Origin of the sequence: Chitinophaga agrisoli, from assembly GCF_008386695.1 — a bacterium.
In the GTDB taxonomy this organism is placed as follows: Bacteria; Bacteroidota; Bacteroidia; order Chitinophagales; family Chitinophagaceae; genus Chitinophaga; species Chitinophaga agrisoli.
Window position 1 is genome coordinate 1273092 of the sequence record NZ_VUOC01000002.1, and the last position, 23314, is coordinate 1296405.

The following is a 23314-nucleotide window of genomic DNA, read 5'->3' on the forward strand; positions in this document are numbered from 1 at the left end:
CGTTATATGACCCAACTGAAAGCAAACGGCAGGCTCCTGTCGCTGGATGTGATGCGTGGCGTTATCATGATACTGCTGGCCGGCGAAAGCTGCCGGGTGTATGAATCGCTGCACGACCTGGAGGCAGGCAGCCTGTTCAAGGGCCTACTGACCCAGTTCTTCCACCATCCCTGGCATGGCCTGCATTTCTGGGACCTGGTACAACCCGCGTTTATGTTCATGGCTGGTACGGCCATGTATATAGCCGTTGAGCGCAGGCGCGCCAAAGGCATCCCGGAACGGGACACATTCCGCCATATTGCCCTGCGCAGCCTTAAACTGTTCCTGCTGGGCACCGGCCTGCACTGCATATATGCGGGACGGCTGGTATGGGAACTGTGGAATGTACTCACCCAATTATCCTTTACCACCCTGGTGGCCTACTTCCTGATCCGCAGCCCTTTTAAAATACAAATAGGGGTAGCCGTGGGTATGGTGGTCCTGAATGACGTATTATATAGGACAGTACTGATGCCCGGTTTTGACCAGCCCTTTACGGAAGGCCATAATTTTGGCGCTTATATGGATACCCTGCTCATGGGCAAGATCAACCGGGATGGCTGGGTAACCATTAACTGTATACCCACCGCCGCGCATACCATACTGGGCGTAAGCGCCGGTAAGCTGCTGATGGGCCCCTGGACGAATACCTATAAAGTAAAAACATTGCTGATAGCGGGTGTGATTGCCCTGGTCATTGGCTTTGGGCTGGACCTCAGCGGTATTTCACCTATTATCAAAAGGATCAGTACCGGGGGCTTTGTATTCGCCTCCCTGGGCTGGGTAACATTAATACTGGCGGGGCTGTACTGGTGGATAGATGTAAGGGACCATCCAAAATATACCTGGATAGCGGTAGTAGTAGGTATGAATGCTATCTTTATCTACCTGCTGTTTGAAACGGTAGGCGGGCAATGGCTCAATGGCGCCGTGGCCATTTTTGTAAATGGCTTTACCGGCTGGCTGCATATACCGGCGGCCATACAGGCGGTATTATCCGCCCTGGCCGTATGGGCGCTGGAATGGTATATTTGTTATTGGTTGTATCAGAGAAAAATATTCTTCAAATTATAAACACATGAGAAGGAGAGAATTTTTACGGAACACAGCGGTAGCAGGCATGGGTTTTTCCCTGCTGCACACACCGGCACAGTTGCTGGCTGCTGAAAAGAAAGACAAGGTAAGATTAGGGCTGATAGGCGTTGGCGCCCGTGGCCTGGGCCACCTGGAGCTATGCCTGCGCCGCAGTGATGTGGAGGTGATCGCTATTGCGGACCCGGATACGGACTACACCATTCCCAAAGCGCGTAAGCTGATCGACAAAGCCTATGGCGCCAGCCGCAAAGTAGCGGAATACACCAACGGCCCGGAAGATTTTCATAACCTGCTTAAACGGGATGATATTGACGCGGTGATCATTGCCACCCCCTGGGAATGGCACAGCATACAGGCCATTGCCGCCATGAAGGCCGGCAAAACGCCTGCCGTAGAAGTATGTGGCGCGGCTGATGTACAGGAATGCTGGGAGCTGGTGAACACCAGCGAGGAAACCGGCATACAGCTGTTTGGTATGGAGAATGTATGCTACCGCCGTGACGTAATGGCGGTGCTGAACATGGTGCGGCAAGGCCTGTTTGGCGAGCTTACTCACCTGCAGGGCGGCTACCAGCACGACCTGCGCGAAGTAAAGTTCAACAACGGCAAACAATATTATGGCGGCGGCGTAGAGTTTGGAGAGAAAGCGCTGTCAGAAGCCAAATGGCGCACCAACCACTCCGTGCACCGCAACGGCGACCTGTATCCCACACACGGCCTGGGCCCGGTGGCGAATATGATCAACATAAACCGGGGCAACCGGCTTATTACGCTTAGTTCCATGGCCACCAAAAGCCGCGGCCTGCATAAATATGTTGTAGATCATGGCGGCGCGGACCATCCCAACGCCAAAGTAGAGTTCAAACTGGGTGATCTTGTAACCACCCTGCTTAAGACCTATAACGGGGAAACCATTATGCTCTCACATGATACCAACTCACCCCGCCCCTACTCGCTGAACTTCCGTGTACAGGGCACCAATGGCCTGTGGATGGATGATGTGCAATCCGTTTATGTAGAAGGCAAAAGCAAACCGCATACCTGGGAAAAAGCAGGCCAGCCTGATGAGGATGGCAGCTATATGAACCGGTATGATCACCCGCTGTGGAAACGTTATGCCGCGGATACTGCCGGTGCTGGGCACGGCGGTATGGATTGGTTTGTGATCAATTCTTTTGTGGAGAGTATTAAAAGAGGTACGCCATATGCGCTGGATGTGTATGATCTGGCCACCTGGTATGCTATTACGCCGCTGAGCGAGCAGTCCGTAGCGGAAGGCGGGGCTTTGCAGCATATCCCGGATTTTACAAGAGGGAGGTGGATGAACAGGAAGCCGATATTTGCGTTGGATGAGGCGTATTGAGCCTTTAATGATAAAAAAATGGCGCTGATATCAGCGCCATTTTTTTTCTGTTATATACTCAACCTTCTACAGTTCCGTAACACCGTACCGCAAACACTGCCGCCGGTACATCTGCCGACGGATGCTCCAACTCCAGCGTTAGCTGATCTGTGGTAATGGGCTGCTCCAGCACCACGCGGTTATACGTTTGATAGTTATCCTTTTTTGCCGCAATAATATTCCCCGCGCCATCTTTAATACGGTACTCCCTTACACAGAACGGCATCACTTTTTCGGGGTGCGACATCAGCACAGATTCCATGGGATGATCATAGTCCGCATCAAAGAACAGATCGATCTGGCTGATCTGCTGCGGCTTATCCCAGCTAAGCTGCAGCTGTGGATGCGGGTCGTTCCAGTCTGCCACCCAGGCATTGGGCGCATTGGTAGGGCGGTTTATGCCATTACGGATATTCTCTGCTTTAAAAAGATCGATGCCGGTATCGTATTTCACCGCAATGTTCTGGCCTTCCGGGCGGCGCTGCGGGCACCAGAATTCAAAGGCTTCCATGCCAATATCTTCCGGCGGGGTTTGTTTGCCATAGTTGGATACCGCTTTGTTTACGCTGTTAAAAACAGATAATACGCCGGTTACCCGTTTGTCTGTATGATGCAGCTGTACCAACGGATTTTTCATAAAAGTGATGAACGCGTATCCTGGTGCTGCCATGGATGCGTTGAATTGCAGGCGCATACAGTTCCTGCCGGGGTGTATGTCAATGGTTTGTTTGGCCAGCGTAATATCTGGCGTATGGTTACCGGGTTTGCTGCTGATGCGTAGTTCAACGTCCAGTGTGGTGGCTGCTGCCGCATCTGCATGGAAGATGAAAGGCGCTATCTCGCCTTGCGGTAAAGGCAATAGCTGCGCTACGGACAAGCTAAGCGGTTTCAGGAGCGGCTGACCGGGAAATTCTTTCAATACCAGTTCGCTGGAAGCTTTGATAGTGGCGGTATGCACCAGGTCCTGCGGATCCCGTAATTGTACGCCGGGGATATGCTGCCCGGTCCTTAACAGGCGTTGCTGCAATGCGGTGATATGTCCTTTGCTGATGATCTCTGCGGGGAGTATGCCCTGCTCCTTACAAACAGCGGCTGCTACTCCCACCGCCTGCGATACATAGGCTGCTGTAGCCATTACCCTGCTGGAAGCAAAGGCCACATGCGATGCGCTGATGATACGGCCGCCCAGGAAAAGGTTGTTGATATTACGGCTGTACAGGCAGCGGTAGGGTATCTGGTAAATACCTTTGCTATGCCATTGGTTACAGCCGGGCAGCTCGCTGAATACGCCGTCTGCCGGGTGCAGGTCTACGGACCAGCCGCCAAAGGCTACCGCATCTGCGTGTGTGCGTTGCTCAATGACATCCTGCTGCCTCAGCATATAATCGCCCTCAAAACGGCGGCTTTCCCTTTTACCGGGTATAGCCCCTACCCATTCAAGCGTGAGCGTTTCCGCCTCCGGGAACCCGCCGGAGTTCTTGATATGGTTCCATACGCCGTACACCACTTTCCATAGCTCCCATTTTATGTCTTCCGTATCGTGCACCGTATCCATACGGCCGCCGTATTCTATCCACCATAGCTTACAGCCAAAATCCTTTGCATTGAATGTTTTAAAGCGGGGGATCTTTGTGATATCTGTCAACGCAAACTCCGGCGGAGTAAACGTTACCGGCCGGCCGGTATCCTTGCTGTAGAAGTAGAGTGTGTGGCCCAGCAGCTCTCCGTATTCAGCGGAGGGCGCAAATAACTCTCCAAACTCCTCCCGGCTTTCCGCGCCCATACGGAAGGCCGCGCCGGATAAAAAGCCCACTACGCCGTCGCCGGAGGCGTCGCAGAAAAACGGGGCAGTTAAAGTATATTCTTTCTGGTTCTGGCTGCAGAATGCTTTCAGGGATTGGATGGTGACCGCGTCTTTTTTCTCTACCGCATATACGGAGGTATTTAAGAGCAATGTGATATTAGGCTCGCGTTTCACCTTATCGAGCAGCACGGTATCAAATATCACCGGGTTGCCTTCCGGGTTGCGGTAGGTATTTTCGACCAGTATCTCATCTACCAGGCCGCCTTCCCTTGCCCAGCGGTTATTGTTGCCCATATGGGAGGTTGCCCCCAGGATCCAGAGGCGCACTTCGCTGCTGGCATTACCGCCCAATACCGGCCGGTCCTGTACCAGTGCTACTTTTAAGCCTTGCCTGGCGGCGGTGATAGCGCAACATACACCTGAGAGGCCCCCGCCTGTTACAACAAGGTCTGCATGGATATTTACCTGGGGAAAAGAACGGCTGTCTGTTGTTCCGGATTTGATCATCGTTGCACAATTATATTTTATCGGAAAAAGTTGTTCGTTATTGTTGAATGGTTTGATGCAGCACCGTAAAACCGCCAGGTTTTACCAGCGTCAGTTCTGTTGCCCCTGCTGCCACCGGCAGTGTTAGCTCCTGGCTTTGACCCGGCTGCAGCGTTTGCAGCGGTACCGTGTGGCCGCCGTATTGTAGCTGGTAATGCCGGAGGGTATAAGCAGGAAAGTCCGCCCGTGCTGTTACCCGGATACGCAGCTGGTTGCCACTATTGCTGATGGTGATCACAGCCGGGGCAAATTCCTCCTGCCATACCTGGTACACGGAGCGCAGCGTGCGTTCCGGCGATACCAGGCCCCATGCCCGGTAGCCATCCGCATCTGTGCCGGGATAGCGGCTCATATAGTCATTGAAGGTCCATACAGAAGCGCCAATGAGATAGTTACAGCGGCGGAAGTCAGCCATGGCTTTCCTGAAATACGCGATACGTTTTTCTTCCTTGCCATCCGCCGGCAGGCGCATACCAAATTCGCTGATGTATACCGGTTTATCCGGGTACAGCGTATGGATATGTTCCAGGGCTTTCAGATGGTCGCCATAGATATTGGTGCTAATGAAGTCCACATAGCGGGAGGCCTCATCTTCCGGCTGTTTGATATTATCGCGCCACACATGAAAGCTGGCGAAGGTGATAAGACGGGTGCTATCCAGGGTTACTGCAAAAGCACGCATATCCCGTACCCAGGCCTGGCCTTCCGGTGTATGGGAGGGAAATTCATTGCCCAGGCTATAGGCAATAATACAGGGATGGTTCCAATCCCGTTGTACCATTTCTTTTAACTGGGATTGGTATTTAGCGCGCATCAGCGGGTCTGCCATTTGCCGGGCAGTCATTTGCCAGTTGCCCGCTTCTGCTATGATCAGCATCCCATGTTTATCTGCCCAGTTCAGCAGCTCTTCTGATACCGGGTAGTGACTGATGCGGGAAAACTCCATGCCCGCGTTTTTGATCAGGGTAAGGTCTTTTTCCAGCACGGCGGCTGGGTCAATAGACCCGTAGCCGGGATAATCCAGCGGGCGGTTACAACCGCCCAGGCGTACCGGTTCTCCGTTCAGCAGTAACTGCGCATGACTGATCTCCAGCTGCCGGATGCCAAATCGGGTACGCATGGTATCTGCTCCGGCAATCACTTCTGCCTCGTAGAGGTTCGGCGCGTCCACACTCCATAGGCGGGCAGCGGGCAGCAGCCCTTCCAGTATTACTGTTCCTGGATCTGTTTTAGATACCTGCTTGAACGTGATGTTCTTTTTACGGCCATCCTGGTAGATGTTTACCTGTACGGGAGCCTGTGTATGAAAATCTTTTAACCAGGTTTGCACCTGTATAAGGGCGCTCCCTTTTTTAAGGTCTGGTTTCGCGTTTACTTTTATACGTTCGATATACGCCGCCGGGCGGGTGATCAATTGGACCGGCCGGGTAATACCGCCAAAGTTCATCCAGGCGTATAACTGCGCTGCATTGGTACGTTCTGTGGCGTCACTCGCTTTAGCCCCGGGGATGGTGGTGGTATCCCAGGCATTGTTTACCATTACGGCCAGCGTGTTACGGTCTTTTTTTAGCAGCTGTGTTACCTCTGCTTCAAAGGGGGTGTAACCGCCTTCATGGGTGGTGAGCAGCTCCCCGTTCAGCCATACTTTTGTTTTATAGAATACGGCATCAAAATGCAGAAAGGTGCGCGTGCCCTTTTGTACAGCCGGCGTGGGAAAGTGTTTAAAATACCATGCCGTCCCGGTGTAGAAGAAATAACGTTTATCTACAGAAAAACTATGCGGCACGTCCACCTTATCAAAGTAGGCGGATTCAAAACCTGCTGCCTGCCATTGGTGCTGCTCCCCAGTTTGCAGCGGATCGAGCGCAAAGGTCCAGGCGTCGTTCAATGATATTTTGCCTGTTTGCTGCGCGGCAGCCAGCAGGGGGAATAGCAGTAAAATGGATAATAGTTGCCTCTTCATGCTACTGTGTTATTTTCAGGGTTATTCATTACCTAAGATCACGGTTTTGCCTGTTTGCGTAGCGCCCCGCGTATCTACTACAGACAGGCGGAAGGACACCGGTTTATGGCCTTGCAGCGGCACTGTGAACTCAAACGGATAAGCAGTATCATTTAATGTTTGCTGCCTGCCCGCAGCATCTGTATACTGCAATGCGGCGCTGCGCACTTTGTTATCATCATCTTCCAGGTACACGTACAGGCGGCGGCCATAGTTACCCAGTTTAAACAGCATGGCTTTTGCATGGCCGGTTTCCAATGCTGCATAGTCCTTGCTGTTATCCCCGGTAGCTGCCAGTATCTGCTGCTGGAAGGAGTTTGCACGGAATACCGCTTTGTGCAGGGCTATTGCCTGGATACCATTGGCCGGCACAGTAACAGCAAACGTGCTGTCTTTTGCCGTTTTTACCCATAGCGGGTTTACGGTCACCGTGGCGGTTACCGGCTGATTGGATTGATTGGTGAACGCCAGCAGCAGCTGGTCATCTTTGCGGGCGGCGATATAATTGAGCTCCACATTGCTGATGTGCAGCAATCTTGCCGGCATCCAGAGCTGCACCTCCTTTTCATCATAGAAGCTGCCTTTTTGCCGGCCATACATCTTATCCTGCAGATAGGCATACCCTTCTATATACTCCGCCGGAAAATTGATCTGGCCCTGGCTGCGCACAAAAACATCCGTTACCAGGTAATCCAGCAGCATGGAAGCCATGGGCAGGATATGGTTATAGTGGAAAGAGTTTACGCTTTGCTGTTTATGTGTGTGCAGCGGAAAATCTGCTTTCTCGTAAGCGGTGGTGCGCTCCGTATTAATATGATACCCGGGAAAGCTGCGGTAACGGCCTATGACCGCGGCCTTGGCCACATTCAGCAGGAACGTGTCTTTAGCATAATAGCCCAGCCTTAGCATCCAGGGCGCAAAATTGGCCATAAAAATGCCACGGTGGCCGGTGGCGGTACCTGACGATTCCGGCGTAAGACCGGTTTCTGATAACCGCCAGGCAGGCACCTGCTCTTCCGGGCAATACATTTGCTGATGCCCTTTTGATTGCAGGTACCAGTACATGGGCGCTTTACCGCCTTTGTTTACGGTGATCAGACTATCCGGAATGGCAGGGCACATCCAGGTGAACATGGTATAATGCCGGGCGCCATCAACGGCCGCATACAGGAAAGCAGTATCGTTCGTGAGCTCATATAGTTCTGACAGCTCTATCCAGCGGTCTGTATACGAAGGCCAGAAAAAGAAGCTGCCGGCAAAAGGATCGTTAAAAGCCGTTTGCGGCTGGTATACCCGCTGCTGCAGGTAACGTTTGGCTTTGGTAACAGCGGTTGCCAGGTAATGCTGATCGCCCGTGGCTTTATAGAGGTGCATAGCATTGATCCAGTTATCTCCTTTTTCTTTTACGTCCAGGTTGCGTACACGGTCTTTACCGTATTCCTGCTGCATCATTTGCAGGTAAAAACCGTTCTCTTTACCAAATACATTATACAACGCTGCCAGCTCTGACAAGGGCGCTACCGGGCCTTTTAATTTGCGGGAAGGGCTTTGGATCTGTTGATTGCTATCCAGGCTAAACAGGAATTTCTCGCGGGATAGCATAAACTCCATGAGCGGGTAGGCCCTTTTTTCAAACATAGCGGTATCATCCCGCACCAGGGCCAGCTCCAGCGGGTTCAGGCTGGATACATTCTTTACGGCCCCCGGCACATCGGTGGAGTAAGCGCAGCCTTTGAGGCTGTCTACAAACCAGGCGTAACTGCTCATGGCATAGTCTACCATATTATCCAACGCGGTGTTGAGGGATGCGATATCGTTATGCCGGTAGTTATGGAAACCAAATACGGTTTGGGCTATCTGCTGATAGGTAGCTGTAATGTCGCCGGGCGTGGCTACCAGTTCTAAGGCAAAATGGAAAGGTTCCCCGGCTTTCATTTTTGACAGGTAACCGCCGGGTATGGGTGCATATACCTGGGGCTGCAACTGTCCTTCTTTATTGCGTAAGGCCACGCCAAAACGGCTATTGGCTAATACGGGCAAGGGTTGGAAAGGGATATATTCCGGACCGGCCAGCGCACCGGTGGTCACTGCGCCATCGTATACCAGCGTGGTGGGCAACGGGGCTAAAAAAGCCGGCGTAAGATAGGCTGCATCCGGGATCCGTTTTTCCTGCCAAATCAGCGGCTGCCAGATGGCGGCTGCCCGTGCTGGCGATAGCACCGGCGCGCCGGTGTAACCAATGCTATAATAACCTGCCTGTAAAGGGGTAAAGGTATACCCTAATACCGGGTATGGTTTGGCGGATAATACTACGTAAGCGGATAGCGTAAACCGGTCATTAGCGGGGAAATGGAAGAACAGGGTGTCCTGTTTTTGTTCCGCACTGTTTGCTTGTATGGAGATGCTTTCTCCGGCGTTGAAGATATTGGCGGTACGCGCTTCTGCTTTACTGCGTAGTATCTTATCATCAAACCCATCACCGGCCACGCTGTTGCTGACCTGCTGCTGCCGGAAATCAGCTTTGCTGGTATCTGTTACTTTCCAGGTAAGTACATTATATGCTACTTTTTTTATGCCAGCCGGTTTTAAAGCCATACCCGGATCAGCGGCATTGTATAATACTACAAAAGAGGGCGTGAATGTGTAGGTGCGCCCGGCGGCAGTAATGACGATCTGCTGCCGCTTAGCAGTAACCTGCGCCTGTGCGGTTGCAGCCCAGGCAAACAAGAGCAGGAGATTAATGTATAATAGCTTTTTCATGTATTAGTTTTGATGTTTGCACCGGCATAGGTATGTGTATCACCAAACCACCTGTTGCGGGGATCATGAATTGTTGCCGATCCTGTTTGCGGAGATTTGTTCTCTCTGTCACAAATGCTTTTCCATCCGGGCTGTCTTTGACCAATGTACTTTTATAGATTCCCGCGTCTTGCAGGAACCGTGGTTGCAGGGTAAAACGTTGTACGGTATCTGTTCCGTTGATGACCGCCACATACCAATCCTTTCCTTTGCGCCTGGCAAAAGCGGCCATTACGCCAATATCGCTGCCCGGTAATACGATGGTCTCATCCCAGGTAACCGGCAGGGTCTTTAGGAAAGGGAGGATAGGTGCATAGGTACTGTCTTCCAGTAAGGTCAGCGGGCTTTCTGCTATACACTGGAATGAAGAGTTAAAAAGGTAACAGAGCGCCAGCTGGTGCGTAAGCGTGGTATTGCCACGGTTGCTGAAAAACCCGGGTGTATAATCCCCATTCCCGCATACAAACCGTGTAAAGGGCAAGGCGGCATTATGCCAGGCCGGTATGGGCTCTTTCATAATATTGAGCTCCATGCCACGGATCCCCTCCCGCGTCATTTCATTGGGGTAGGTATGGCTTTCGCCGGTGGGCGCCTGGCAGCCGTGGAAGTTTACCATCAACCTGCGGGCAGCGGCTGCCTGTAGCAGGCCTTCTTCAAAGTTGATGAGGTCCATGGCCTCGCTGTTCATAAAATCTGTTTTAATGCCTACCGCGCCAGCCATGGCTACGCTATCTAAAAAGACGTTGCGCTGTACGCTATCCCTTATTTCCTTTGAATGTTTCCATACCCATACCCCTACACCGGTTTGCGCAGCGCTGTCGCAAAGGGATTTTAACTGTTGCCATTTATGGGGCCATTTGGTTTCCCAGCCTTCATCTATAAGCGTATATTCAAATGAGAGCGCTGCCGCTGCGTGGATGAAACGCAACTCTTCTGCAGGCTCCATATAATGCGTATTGCGGGTGATCCAGCTCCATACGCTCCTGCCGGGTTTTATATACGTTTTATCCGCAAACAGAACAGGATCAGGCTGCGGGTTTAGCGCGGCGATCACCTGGTTATTTACCAGCCCGTTCAGGTTATTGGCATACAGTATTACGCGCCAGGGTGTAACCAGTTTACCTTTTACGGCAAAACCTTTGTCGCCTTCCGTAAAGTTCACCTGTAAAGTATTATTACCGGTTGCTTTTAAGCGCATGCCACTGTAGTTATATAAGGCGGCTTCTGTTAATACGGCATATTGTTTATGCGGCAATTCGATCACCAGCGGTTTACCTTGTACCGGGCCTTGCGAAGACACGGTGGGCAATTGCTCAACGGTGGTACGCTGCCACAGGCCGGCGTAGGATTGCAGCTTCCAGCTGCTGTTGCGCTCAAAATACCATACACCTGCGGCGGGTGGCAGGGTAAAACTGGTCAGCTCCTGTGTCACCTGTTTATCTTCCGGCCCGCCGATCACATAACGGAAGGCGGCGCCGTTATCAAACATGCGGCATTCCAGGGTATAGGCCCCTTCTTTTTCCTGTACGGTAATAGTATAGGCGAGGCTGTTGGCATGGACAAAAGGCCGGTGGGAAATGGTTAGCTGCCGCACCTGCGTACCGGCTGTGCGGCCGTTCACCTGTATACCCAGCTGCGAGGGAGCGATCAACAACTGTGCGACGTGTTGTACCTGGTACAATAAATAACCGTTGCGGGTAAACAGTTTTGCAAGCAATTGCTGATGCGGGCTTTTCAGCAGCAGCGTATCTGCCGCGCGTACATACAACGGGCATAAAAAAGCCATGGCTGTTATGCAGCTTAGTAAATGTGTTCTTATGATATTGTACCAGTTGTTTTTCAATGCTTCAAATTAACGGCCGCAGCCCCGTATGTTCAAGGTTCCCGGCTACAAAAAACGGATGGGAACATTCCCATTTACCGGGAATGTTCCCATTATTGTGGCAAAGGCGTTCCCCTTAAAAGTATCTTACCGATGTACGCCACCGTGCGGTCATATTTATCCGGATGCGCGGTGATATCTTCCAGCTGGGCGTTGCCCAGGATCTTATGTTTATCTGCTTTATCCGCGCTTAGCCGGATGGTAACGGTATGGTTACCCGGTTCCACGGTAATAAGCTCATGCTGACCGCGGTAGCGGTTATTACAATAGTTATTAAAGCGGTTAATGAGCGGGTTGCCGCCGTTATCCACCGCTTTTAACAGGCGGGTGCCTTTAATACCCCGCTCCGCCACTTGCATAGCCTTCCCATCTACTTCGATGGTCAGTTGTCCCATTTCCGGACCGCCAATATCAAAGAAGCCGAACATGTTGCCTTTAAACCGGAAGGTAAAAGACGCGCCGGGTTGCTCCGCTTTCATCACGTAAGGGAACCATCCTTTAAACTGTTGCAGCCTGGAGCCTGCGGTCACTTCAGGGAGCCAGTCCTTACTAAAAGTAGCCAGCTGTTGCGGGTCATACATACCGGCGTCTTCCCAGTTATCTGCTATCAGGGGCGCGGGTAAGGTACTGTTGTCCTGGTTGCCGCTTATGCTCATCCGCCGCATACTATCAAATGCCCTGGCAATAGCCTCTGCGTAGAGGTTGCCGCCTGCTGCCAGGGGATGAATACCATCCGCAGAAAAAACGATCCGGTCATGGACCTGGGCAGTATCTCCTTTCCAGACCAGTTTGCCTTCTTTTTCCAGCAAGGATGCCTGCATACCCAGCTGTACGGAGGGGAGTTGGTAATAAGCCGCTATCTTTTCCAGCCCCTGGATGTTTTCCGGGATGCTGTCTGCCGCATATATTTTCGTTTGCCCGTTATAAATGGTATAGATGAGGCAAATGTCTATAGCGGGATCATAACGCCGGATCTGCCGGATAATGCCTTCCATACCATCTGTATATGCGCCATTGGCGGCAAACTCTATAAATACCAGGTCTGGATGGTGTATTAGTAACTGTTCTTTTAATCTACAGGCGCCCAGGTCTGTACCGGTGCCAGACACGCCGGCGTTAATGCCTTTCATGGTCACCGCCGGGAACATGGATTGGACGTAGCGCATGGTTTGCAGGCGGTAACACCAGGAGCCCTGCGTAATGCTGCCGCCTATGAAACCAACCCGTAGCGGCTGCCCGGCGGCTGCTTTCTTAAAGAAATGCGGCAGGCCGTTGCGCAAGGTATACTCTCCTGTCTGGGTAAAACCTTCCGGTGATACAAGCGGCACCTTAGCCGCATCCACGGTGAAGAATAGGGGCGAAGCGCCTTCCTGCGAGGCAGCGATCAGCCGGTTCCTTTCTGCGTCGTCTTTAGTTTGCGCAGCTGTTGTTACAGCTAGCAACAACAGGTATATGAGCAGGTATTGTTTCATTATTGATCTTACTTTACGTTTATTATTGTGCACCATCAAATACTACGGTTCCTTCGTCTGTTTCGCCGCTGTCTGTTCTCAGCTTCACTTTCACGGTTACTGCTTCCTGCGCGTTCAGTGGGTGTACAGACCATTCATAGGGATAGCTTGTAACGGTTGTTTCTGTGTTGTTCACCAGCACAGTGCATTGCAGCGCGCCGGCCGGTTGCGATTCCAGGTAACCATAGATGCTGTCCCATCCAAATGGGGAGCGGATACGGAATACATAACATTTACCTATGCCCGCTCCCAATTGTAATACCTGCATGCCGTTCTTTACCGGCGGTATGGGCTTGTTGGCGGTCTTTGCCGCCAGCGGAAAAGAAATGACCGTATAACCGTGCGCAGGTAGCGTAACTGCCAGCTGGCGTTGCTGCATGGGTACCTGTTTCTTATCGGTCGCATAAACAGTAGCAGGGGTATTATCCTTTACAGGCGTCTCCGCTCCCATTTGGATATGGGCAGCGGACTGGCCAGATGATTCATTCAGTAGTATGAGCCAGAAACGATCATCGCCCACTGCGGTCACATAGTTCAGCGCGGGGTTATCGATCGTTAGCAGCCCTTTTTTCATCCATAGATGTACAGTGCTATCACCCATTATAGTTCCGGTGCCGCCGCCAAAGACCCGGTTGTTGAACCATACAAAACCATCCTGTTTACCGTAAGGAAAATACACGTTGCCACCGGAACGCTGTATCGCTTCCGTTACCAGGTAATCCAGCGTAAATGCCAGGTGTGGCGGAATATGATGATAATAAATGGAGCTTACATCCGGGCCTTTGTAAGGAAAATCCGGCTGCATGGTGATGTTGGTAAAACCGGTGGCGTAATAACCGGGATAGTTGGTAAAGCGGCCTATTATGGCATTGCGGGCGTAAGTCTCAAAGATCTTACGATGATCGTAGCTATACAAACGCAGCAGATGCGGCGCCCAGTTGCTCATGAATACATGCCTTACCAGCTTACCCGGATCAAAGAAGGTGTAGGGCTGTTCAAAACCCAGGCCTACGGGTGATACCAGGCTCTCCGGCACTTGCTGCTCCCGCACATCGCCCTCGTGGCGGGGAAATCCAAGACGGTAATGCAACGCGCCTTTCCACCATACGGAAGTATTGCCCTCGTAGGCATTACCGGGGTGGATGGTTTGCAGCGTGTCTTTTATCGCGGGGTATACCCGTACACCGGCCAGGGTATGGAAGGCGGTTGTTTCCGCCGCTTGCAGGAAGCGGGGATCTTTTGTGAGATCATAGAGGTCCAGCAGATCCCACCAATAGGCGTAAAAGGAAGCGTTGTAAAAAGGCTGTTTGCTTAAGGGCGTGGTTTGCGCACCATACACCGCCCGGGTTATATACGCCGCCGCATCCCGTACGGTAGCATCCAGCCAATGCTGGTCTTTTGTTAAACGGTAGGCTGCCAGCTCCTGTGTCCATTCCGGTATCTGTACGGAGTAGCCGTTGGCCAGTCTTATCTTATCGCCGGGCAGGGCTACCTGTTTTAACCAGGGATTGGCCCTGCCTAACAGTTGATCTAATCCCTCATAATAAGCGGTGGTGAATTGTGTGTTAAAAGGGCTTAGCAAAGCGACCTTCTTATTAACGGCATGGCCTGCTACAAAACGCTGGTACCCCCATCTAAACCCGTTACGCGACAATGTATATTCAATAGCCGGCAATGCCCGGCTGGTATAAAAACTTTCATCATGCGCCAGCACGGCGGCAGATACGAGGGCCAGCGGCGCTGCCTGTACTACGGTAATGAGCTGCGTTGGGTCTGCTTCTATATCATAAAAACCTTTTAGTACCGGGTCCCAGCCGGCGGCGGTATCATTACGGATAAGATCTGTGATGTTGAAGGCTGTTTCCGTTAATGAAACTGCCTGTGTGCGGTAATCCTTTACGCGATAGATGCTGTCTGAAATATATTCCAGCGCATCATTCCAGTTGGCGGCCAAAATACCCAGCGCAAAATGGCGGGTAAGGGATTGCCCGGCCTGTACCTGTGAGTCGTTTAAACCTAATATAGGCGAACAGCTGACCGGCTGCACCTGGTTCCGTTCGTTTTTAATAGTAAAACCCATGGGCGAGGTATATGCCTGCGCCCAGTCCAGCGGAAAGCTGGCAGGCGTACCGCTGATGAAGCTGGTCATCACCCCGTTACCTTGTTTAACTTCTGCCATGGCCAATGGCTGTGGCATCATAGCGGAGGGCAGCAGTATGGGTTGCGCGGGGATACGCTGGTACTGGAACATGGGCGGCAACTGTATATTGGTCACCTTGTCCAACGGGAGCTCATTAAAGGCGGATACCACCAGGCTATAATACCCTGTTTGTTGCGGTGTATATGTGAGCGTTAACTGCAGGTGACTGGCCCCGGCATTTAGCTGCCAGGTACCTTGCAGGGTATCGCCATCTGTTGTTTGATAGGTGACCGATAGCTTGTTTGCTGATGCTTGTTTTACCGCTATGGGCCGGCAGGCTTTTAGTGTACCTGCCAGGAAAGGATTGCGCAGGCTTTCCGGCGCCAAAACGGCAAACTTTTTTCCGCGGCTTAGAAAACTGCCATAGGAACGGGTACCGTTCCAGGAAGGGAAGAAACTGCCAAACCCGATCTGTGGTTTGACAGCGCTTAGGAGGAACACGCGGTTCCCCTCGCTTCCCCCGGCTATAGGAATCCATTGATTGGCTGTGTTGTGAGCCGCCGCCTTAACAGCGCTACGTGCAAAGATGCCGTTGGCGTTCTGTACAAATTGCAGGCGCAGCCGTTCATTGCTGATGGCCGCCACCACGCGGGCCGTTGACGGGATCGCCGCAGGCCCGGCAAAGGGTGGAGGCGCAGGAGGTGTATACGGCGCTGTTAATGGTTTTAGTTTATACCGCCGCAGCTCCGCCACCGGCTGCGCGTTGGGATCAACATTATCTTTAGCCAGGAAGATAGCATCGCAACGTCCAAAATTGCCGCGGGTATCTTCCAGCGTTAGCACATTTTCACCCGCGGTGAGTATAGTACTGCCTATTTTCTCCCAATAGTACCCTTCTTTGCCATGGCGGCCTGCCTCCTGTTCCACAGGTTGCTCATTCACCGCCACCCTGAACAGGCGGGTACCGGGTTTGTTGGCCGGATAATCCACCGCGCGTACCCATACCGTGTAGTTGCCTGCTGTTTTAACAGCGATCACGGTAAAGGCCGGCGCAGCCTTGCCGGAGAAAACACGCAGTATGCTGTCGTTAGAAGCTTGCATACCAGCGGCCCTTTCTGCCTGCCATCCGCCTTTAAACTGAAAATCCTCCGCTTCCACCAGCATAGGCGTTTGCGCCAGTACTGTTGGCATATAACCTATACCGGCAAACACTGTGAGGAATAGATATATTGCTAAGTGCGTACGCATGGTTTATTGATAGTCTATCTCTATAACATTCAGTCCGTAAGATGGTAGCTGCACATGGAGCGTGGCGCTGTTTTCCAGTTGCCGCCGTTCTCCGTTTGCGCTGATATTGTACATGCGTAAGGGTTGTAAGGTCTGGTGATCCATCACCCCGGCATAATTGACCTGTATAGTCCCCTGCTGCGGGTCATCATCGTCATTCAGCAGTAGCAGGAACAGTTTATGTTGTGTAGTATTAATAGCGCAGTAATAATCCAGGTAAGGGTTATCCGTTTGCAGCAGGCCTTCTTTCAGTAAAAGATTGGCAGTAGTGCCGTATATATTACCCGGCGCAAAGCCGTAGGTTTGGTGCGGCCCAACCTTAGGAGCAATAAATCCACGGGGAAATACTATTTCACCGTGAGAGCGCAGCTCCATTTCTGACAGCAGGTAATCCGTGATCCAGCCTATCTGCCACCAGGCATGGTGTGGGTAAGGGCCTGCCCCTTTATTCATCACATCCCAATAATAAGACGCTACCCCGGTGGCCGTATCTACAAACGCATCCCGGCCCAATGCGCCGGCCCTGGCCATATCCAGGAAAAGAGAGTCGCCTGTTAATGTAAACAGCCGTACAAACATACCGGCATGGCTGGCCAGCAATATAGGGCCGCGTTTATTGGCGGAGCCCATGATACCGCCATGCTCAAAGCTGAGGCCCGCCTGGCTGATCTCCCAATCCTGCCGGGGCGTCCCATTCACTGTTTTTGCGGTATTGTTGGGAATAGGATGTGTGTAAATGGAAGTAGTGTATAACTCGGCGGTGCGGATAGCTGCCTGCAGGTATTTATCTGCTTTGGTCAGCGCATACAGATCCAGCAATGCCTGTGCGCTTTGTCCGGTGGCAAAGTCCGGCGCAAACCGGGTATCGCCGCATACGCCCAGGAAATGCCCTTTGTCTGTGGCATTCTGGATATACCAGTCCGCACCGCGTTTAGCAGCGGCCAGGTATTTAGGATCGCCCAATATTTTATAGGCTACCAGCAGCCCGTAGAAAGTAGGGCGCAGGTCTTCTACCTCGGTAAACATTTGCCGGCCGGTACCCTGATCGTAGGCTACGGCCCATTGCCCGTTTTTACCCATCCAGCTTAGCAGGCGGTCTGCGGCTATTTGCAGCGCATGTTTTACAGCGGTATCGCCGGGGTTGAACAACAGCATATTGCCCATATCCAGCATCATGTAATAGGTAATCGCAATAGGCTCTACATAGGGGCCCCATTCTTCAGAGAAGCGTTTGCTCTTGTACAGGTAATATTGTCCGGCGGCAGCACCGTAGAAAAAGCCAGCGCTATCTTCCTGCTGCTGTAGTTTAAAATTGCGCGCATAGGGTAATCTTGTTTGACGCAGGATGGAATCGCCGGTAACGGTAGCCAGCATCCACATGGCGCCGTAGTCTGCATTCTTCATCGCGTCCTTATCAGAACCGTATACGCCACCCAGGTAGGCTTGTGCGCCTATTTCTTTCCCTTTATAGTTCTCCGTATGCCACATGGAGGTCTTATCATCCACCACATAACGGTGCATGGCGAGTATACGATTGGTAAGGGAGCGTTTGGTTTGTTTAAGCGTTAGCCCGTCATGAAAGTGGTAAATATCGTTGACTGCGTGTTTATATACCTCATACCAACCCCCATAGCGCAGGGTATAGCGGAAATTAAAACTAAGGGTGTCGCCACTCCGCAGGTAAGAGCCTTTTTCGCCCAATACAGGATGATATGCCGTAGGCGTAAGGGCCGCCTGCCGGTTCATGAGGGATAAGCCCAATAACCAGTCCAGCTGCGTATTGGTGTTTTGTACCCAGGGGTCGCGGCCCGTACCCGGCTCCGGTATTACGGCCAGGGTGAAACCTTGTTTGGTATTGATAAAGGGCGATAGGGTGGCGGCCGTTCTTTCCCTTACGATCACCGGTTTATCAGGGATACCTTGCATATATGCATAGGCTTTTATCAGATCATGTGCTATGGCATCACTTTGAAAATAGCCGGGAATGCCGCCCCATGCCAGCATATTTTCCGGTATGGTAGCCAGGGTGGGCGTTGCCAGGGAATAATAACCATCCTGCCTGGCCTGCAATTTCATATGCACCTTTATATCCCCGGGGGACTGTTTGTCCAGTTCCCAGGCGGCGGTGATGACCGCCTTCTCATTTTCTGCTGCAAAAATGAACGGACCGGTAATGCCACCCTTCATAGCGGATGGATAAAACTGTATGGCCTCGCCGGCGGTATTCATAGGCACGGGTCGCAGCGCCTCTTCCCATACACCGGTAACATACTTGTACTGTGGCTCCGGAAAGTTTATTGCCTTGCCCTGTTTATCGTACAGGGTTAGCGGCGTATTACCTGGTTTTTCTTTTGAATACAGCAAAGTATACTCCCCGCTGCAATGCGGGAACGTACGCCACTTTTTACCATCTTTTACGCTGATGCTTTGCAGCTGCCATTGCCCTTTATTATTGGCCCAAAGCAGCTGCAGGGAACCATTTGACAGCATAACACCCCTGACAGGGCTTGTTTGTGCAGCGGCTTGCCTGTAATACCCGCAGGCGGCCAAACATACGAATGCGATCGTTAATAACTTTCTTACCGTCATATATTAATTCAGTACGCTTTCAACTATCTCTCCTACCCTGGCCGCCTTGATCTTTCTGGCTGCCCGTAAGGGTAAAAGCGCAATCAACAGAATGGCTGTAGCAATACCGGCTACTAGCGGGGCGCTCTGTTTGGAAAAGAAACATAAGCCGTATAACAGCAACGCAATAAAGGCCAGGGAAAAAGCGATCACTTTTAAACCGAAACGGTTCTGCTCCCGCACGGCTACTTCTTCTGCCGCATCTATCTGCAGTACGGTTGCCTTGCGTTGTGCCTTTACTTTGCGTAGCCGCAGATATTCCATGCTGACATGTCCCCGGGAACGGGCGTACGCCTCATACAATACCAGCATCAGGAATGGCAGCCCCACGCCCAGCACCATTTCATTGGCGCGGCTTAACCCATACCCAATGGTAAAGGGGAGCAGCATTTTAAATACCAGGTTTACGCCAAGCGTTATACAGGTAATATACAGGGTTGCCTTCCCAGTTAATCTACGGGAGAAAAGCGCCCATATAGGCGGCGCGAGCAACGGCCCACCTGTAACGGCGCCTATGCTCAGGGTAAACTCTACAATGCCGCCAATATAAGGCACTATCAACGCAATGCCTATCATGCCCAGGCCAAAGAACCAGGAAGAGGCCCGCGCTACCTGCATGAGCTTTTTATCAGAAGCATGCGGATTGATACTGCCTTTATAAATATCATTGGTAAATACAGCGGATACTACGTTGAGGGCGGTATTGGCAGAAGCGGAAGTAGAGAAATACATGCCTGTAAGTATAAGGCCCATCAACCCCGCGGGCAGCACATGCTTACAGATCATAAGATAAGCATTTTCCGTTTCCAGACCGGTGAGCCCGGGGTTAATGCTCCGGTATAACATAGGCGGCAGCATCCATAATACCGGGCTGATAATATACAGCGCCGCAAACAGGTAAGCTACCTTACCGGCCGCCTTTGGCGTATCTACGCTGGTATAACGCTGTACAAAGGTCCAGTTGCCGCCTATATAGAAAACATGATATAAGGCAAAGGCCAGGATAAAGCCCCAGGAGTATTCGCCATTTACCACGTTAAAGAACCCTTCCGGCGAGAAGTGCAGGAAATGGCTCATACCACCGGAGGCGTCAAAAGCCAGCGGGATAATGATCAGCACCGCCGCCGTTAAGATCACAAATTGCAGGATATCCGTTACCATTACCGCCCATAAACCGCCTACGGCAGTATAGGCGATCATGAACAGTCCCAGCACCACGGTACTTGGCATGAGCGGGAAACCCAGTGAAGCGCTTACCAGCCTTGCCACGGAATACAATACAGAGCCTTTGATCAGCAAAGACACCACCATAAAAATGTAGATGTAACTTTTTTGCACCGTAAAACCCAGCCTTTCGCGGATAAACTCCGCCGCGGTGAGGTTGCCGGTGGCTTTCCATTTGGGGGCCAGGTATAAACCGGTGACCAGGCCGCCAATACACATGGTCCATTGTATGGTAACGGCCACCCATCCGTATTTATAAGCAATGGAGCCCCAGGCCACAAAAGTACCCGCGGAGAAAAAGCTCATAAACAACGAGAGGCCGCCAATAAACCATGGCACTGATTCGCCGGCGGCAAAAAAGGATTTCAGGTTGCGGCCTGTCCTCGAAAAGGAGAAACCCACCAGCATGATGAATAAAGAAAACACTACAATTACGGAAGCATCAATTACAGGGCTCATCAGATGATAGTTAAGGTCAATTCTTTGGTTAAACGCCGGGCGCCGTTATAACGTACGCTGGATATTTCAAACGTTATTTTATACGTGCCCGGTTTGGTATAAACGTATTTATAAGACGGCAGCGTGGTGCTGATATTCTTCAGTGCTACGCCGGCATCCGGCGATACAGAGGTTACATCAAACCCTTTTGAGATCACCCAATCCTCATTATCGCCGGTGTTCTTGCTGCTGGGCATGAGCAGCTGCGCGGTGGTGATGGACCATACGTAGCCGGGATTCTTAAAATCCACCACCTTCCATCCGGCGGTAGCCATGGTGGCCAACGGGCTCACTACGCTGTCTTCTGACACATTATTGGCCGTGAAGGTCCGTACTACCCAGCGGTTCTGACCCTGTGGCTTATCATAATCCGTATACCGGAAAGCCACATAGATCAACGAAGGGTGTTCCTGGTTGGTGAACTCCTTCAGGCTAAGGACCCCGGACGGCGTATTATCCTGCCCGGTGGAGAAAACAGCGCGGTCAGAGATATCCGTCCAGGTGGCCGCTTTCACATTTGTGGTATCTGTAATGCCGTTAAAGTTATTGGATACCATCAGTTGCAGGTTCTCGCGGATCATACCAAACTGCACCAATGTCTTAAAATCTATCTGCAGGTCATTATTAGCCGTGGTACGGTTCCGGTATTCGTATTTATGGCCGGGTTCGCCGGAGTAAAAAGTGATGTTATCCGGGTTGCCTGTTAACAGAAAAGTGACCGTATCCCCTGCTTTATAGGTGAGCGCATCTGTGGAGATCTCCAGCTCCGGGTCTTTCACCTTTTCCTTGGCGCAGGCGGCCAATGTTATTACAGCTATCAATATATAAAATGAGTTCCGCATAATTAAACGTTTAAGGTCATTACTTACCAACCCGGGTTTTGTGTAACGGTATGGTTAATAGTAAGCTCTGTGGTTGGGATAGGGAATAATACGTTCCTGGCAGTTACATTCTTAGCCGCATTGCCCGCATACTTATAAGCCGCAGGGGCGGTAGCCGCAATATCCGGCACCAGCGATTGCATGTTGGACACATATAGCCCCCAGCGGATAAGATCGTGTTTACGCGCACCTTCAAAACACAGCTCGCGGCCACGCTCATCCCGCAGCGCTGCCTGAAAACTTTCCTTGCTCAGACCGGCCGCCAGGTCTACTGCCGCATCCGGCGTATTTACCGGTTTACCGTAGCCTCTTCTTCTCACCATGTTGATGGCATTATAGGCGTCCGCATTGGGGCCGTTCACGGCATTCTCCGCTTCCGCTTTCATGAGCAGCACATCTGCGTACCGCATTACCGGGAAGTTAGTCGAGTTGTACACCCGGTTCTTAGGCGATTGTGTTTCATACTCGCGACGCCATTTACCGCAGGTGCGCTCATAGATCTGTGCAGCGGTGTAGAACGATTTTGTAGGCACGCCACCGGTCACCACGTATTTATACGGGGCAATGGCCCAATCCCGGCGCGGATCGTCCGCTGCAAACAGGTTAAATAACCTGGCTGTAATATGCAGCGCCCCGCCGGAGTAGCCGATATTATCATCCGGGCATTCCAGGCCGTTTTCAATACCTACCGAGCCGGCCAGCTGTACCGCGCCTTGCTGATTGCCGTACATGCCTATTTCCCACAGGCATTCTTTTGGTTCATTAATATCCCTGGAATGGTTGATGAAGATCTGGCTATAATCCGGGTTCAGGGAATGTTTGCCAGATGCGATCACTTTATTGACATAGGTAAGCGCATCCTGGTATTTTGTTGCATCGTTCAGGGGCGCACCGGCCATGGTCAGGTACACTTTGGCCAGGATAGCCTGCACCACCGTGGTGGTTATGCGCTCATTATTGGTATAACTGCTGATATCATTTACCAGCGGCTCCGCCTCTTTCATGTCCGCTACAATTGCCGCATACACATCCGCTACGCTTGCACGCGGCAGGGCCGCTTCTGTAGGTGATTTAGTGGAAGACAGTTTCAACGGCACCCCGCCAAAATTATCTACCAGTATGAAATAGTAATATGCCCTTAGAAAAAGCGCCTGGCCTTTGATGGCATTTCTTTTCGCCTCGTCCATTACCGGTTTGTTCACATTCTCCAGCAGCAGGTTGGCCCGGTCTATGCCCGAATAGGCCACTTCCCACAGCTTGCCTACATCCAGCTGTCCGGCGTCAAACTCCATTACCTTCAGCTGGTTTACGGTAATGCTTTTGTAAAAGAACTCATCGCTGATCACCAGGAAGCTGAATAAACCCCGGCAATACATCCTGCCAAAATTATCTATGAGGCGGTTATATACGCCGTTCAATGCGCGGTCCAGGTCTGCTTCTGTGTTAAAGTAATTGTCCGGCGTAACAAAGTCTTGCGGCGCCGTATCCAGGAACTTGTTGCAGGCGCTAAAAACGCTGCTTGTAAGCACCAATAGTAAGATGATAGATCTCTTCATGATCGTAGCGTTTTAGTTCG

General features: G+C 51.7%; 12 protein-coding genes. 2 read left to right on the top strand and 10 right to left on the bottom strand.

Annotated elements, in window-relative coordinates; translation table 11 throughout:
- Positions 1–6 precede the first annotated feature (6 nt).
- Entirely contained in the window at positions 7–1113 is a 1107-nt protein-coding gene (locus F0L74_RS12380; RefSeq protein ID WP_149838174.1) for an acyltransferase family protein, read from the top strand.
- Positions 1114–1117: 4 nt separating this feature from the next.
- Positions 1118–2497: a Gfo/Idh/MocA family protein gene (locus tag F0L74_RS12385; protein ID WP_149838175.1), complete on the top strand. Its 1380-nt coding sequence runs from the start codon at positions 1118–1120 to the stop codon at positions 2495–2497.
- A 58-nt stretch (positions 2498–2555) separates the two neighbouring features.
- Here the strand turns inward: F0L74_RS12385 and F0L74_RS12390 are convergent, their stop codons facing one another.
- The 10 genes from F0L74_RS12390 to F0L74_RS12435 all read right to left on the bottom strand — a co-directional run bounded on the left by F0L74_RS12390 (position 2556) and on the right by F0L74_RS12435 (position 23294).
- The gene (locus tag F0L74_RS12390) at positions 2556–4847 is read right to left on the bottom strand and encodes an FAD-dependent oxidoreductase (protein ID WP_149838176.1); all 2292 of its coding nucleotides are present in this window, start codon (positions 4845–4847) and stop codon (positions 2556–2558) included.
- Between the two features lie 37 nt (positions 4848–4884).
- Positions 4885–6849, bottom strand: coding sequence for a glycoside hydrolase family 2 protein (locus F0L74_RS12395; RefSeq protein ID WP_149838177.1), 1965 nt, complete (start codon positions 6847–6849; stop codon positions 4885–4887).
- A gap of 21 nt (positions 6850–6870) precedes the next feature.
- Positions 6871–9648, bottom strand: a complete 2778-nt coding sequence (locus F0L74_RS12400; protein WP_213086950.1) for a hypothetical protein — start codon at positions 9646–9648, stop codon at positions 6871–6873.
- A complete protein-coding gene (locus F0L74_RS12405; protein ID WP_149838178.1) occupies positions 9626–11473 on the bottom strand; it encodes a glycoside hydrolase family 97 protein in 1848 nt (615 codons plus the stop codon). Before F0L74_RS12405 ends, F0L74_RS12400 begins: the two co-directional genes overlap by 23 nt.
- A gap of 149 nt (positions 11474–11622) precedes the next feature.
- Positions 11623–13041: an SGNH/GDSL hydrolase family protein gene (locus tag F0L74_RS12410; RefSeq protein ID WP_149838179.1), complete on the bottom strand. Its 1419-nt coding sequence runs from the start codon at positions 13039–13041 to the stop codon at positions 11623–11625.
- Positions 13042–13063: 22 nt separating this feature from the next.
- Entirely contained in the window at positions 13064–16468 is a 3405-nt protein-coding gene (locus F0L74_RS12415) for a hypothetical protein (RefSeq protein WP_149838180.1), read from the bottom strand.
- A gap of 3 nt (positions 16469–16471) precedes the next feature.
- Complete coding sequence (locus tag F0L74_RS12420) at positions 16472–19096, bottom strand: YyaL domain-containing protein (protein WP_149838181.1); 2625 nt, start codon at positions 19094–19096, stop codon at positions 16472–16474.
- Between the two features lie 3 nt (positions 19097–19099).
- The gene (locus tag F0L74_RS12425; protein ID WP_149838182.1) at positions 19100–20818 is read right to left on the bottom strand and encodes a sodium:solute symporter family protein; all 1719 of its coding nucleotides are present in this window, start codon (positions 20816–20818) and stop codon (positions 19100–19102) included.
- On the bottom strand, positions 20818–21699 hold the full coding sequence (locus tag F0L74_RS12430; protein ID WP_149838183.1) for a DUF5017 domain-containing protein: 882 nt from the start codon (positions 21697–21699) through the stop codon (positions 20818–20820). The genes F0L74_RS12425 and F0L74_RS12430 overlap by 1 nt, the downstream gene beginning before the upstream one ends.
- A 23-nt stretch (positions 21700–21722) precedes the next feature.
- Entirely contained in the window at positions 21723–23294 is a 1572-nt protein-coding gene (locus tag F0L74_RS12435) for a RagB/SusD family nutrient uptake outer membrane protein (RefSeq protein ID WP_149838184.1), read from the bottom strand.
- Positions 23295–23314: the final 20 nt, after the last annotated feature.

What these genes read in the sequence shown, in the direction of transcription:
- F0L74_RS12405 (WP_149838178.1), bottom strand. Translation starts at nt 11,473, where the DNA reads ATGGCTTTTTTATGCCCGTTGTATGTACGCGCGGCAGATACGCTGCTG.
- F0L74_RS12435 (WP_149838184.1), bottom strand. Translation starts at nt 23,294, where the DNA reads ATGAAGAGATCTATCATCTTACTATTGGTGCTTACAAGCAGCGTTTTT.
- F0L74_RS12390 (WP_149838176.1), bottom strand. Translation starts at nt 4,847, where the DNA reads ATGATCAAATCCGGAACAACAGACAGCCGTTCTTTTCCCCAGGTAAAT.
- F0L74_RS12410 (WP_149838179.1), bottom strand. Translation starts at nt 13,041, where the DNA reads ATGAAACAATACCTGCTCATATACCTGTTGTTGCTAGCTGTAACAACA.
- F0L74_RS12430 (WP_149838183.1), bottom strand. Translation starts at nt 21,699, where the DNA reads ATGCGGAACTCATTTTATATATTGATAGCTGTAATAACATTGGCCGCC.
- F0L74_RS12425 (WP_149838182.1), bottom strand. Translation starts at nt 20,818, where the DNA reads ATGAGCCCTGTAATTGATGCTTCCGTAATTGTAGTGTTTTCTTTATTC.
- F0L74_RS12380 (WP_149838174.1), top strand. Translation starts at nt 7, where the DNA reads ATGACCCAACTGAAAGCAAACGGCAGGCTCCTGTCGCTGGATGTGATG.
- F0L74_RS12385 (WP_149838175.1), top strand. Translation starts at nt 1,118, where the DNA reads ATGAGAAGGAGAGAATTTTTACGGAACACAGCGGTAGCAGGCATGGGT.
- F0L74_RS12415 (WP_149838180.1), bottom strand. Translation starts at nt 16,468, where the DNA reads ATGCGTACGCACTTAGCAATATATCTATTCCTCACAGTGTTTGCCGGT.
- F0L74_RS12395 (WP_149838177.1), bottom strand. Translation starts at nt 6,849, where the DNA reads ATGAAGAGGCAACTATTATCCATTTTACTGCTATTCCCCCTGCTGGCT.
- F0L74_RS12420 (WP_149838181.1), bottom strand. Translation starts at nt 19,096, where the DNA reads ATGACGGTAAGAAAGTTATTAACGATCGCATTCGTATGTTTGGCCGCC.
- F0L74_RS12400 (WP_213086950.1), bottom strand. Translation starts at nt 9,648, where the DNA reads ATGAAAAAGCTATTATACATTAATCTCCTGCTCTTGTTTGCCTGGGCT.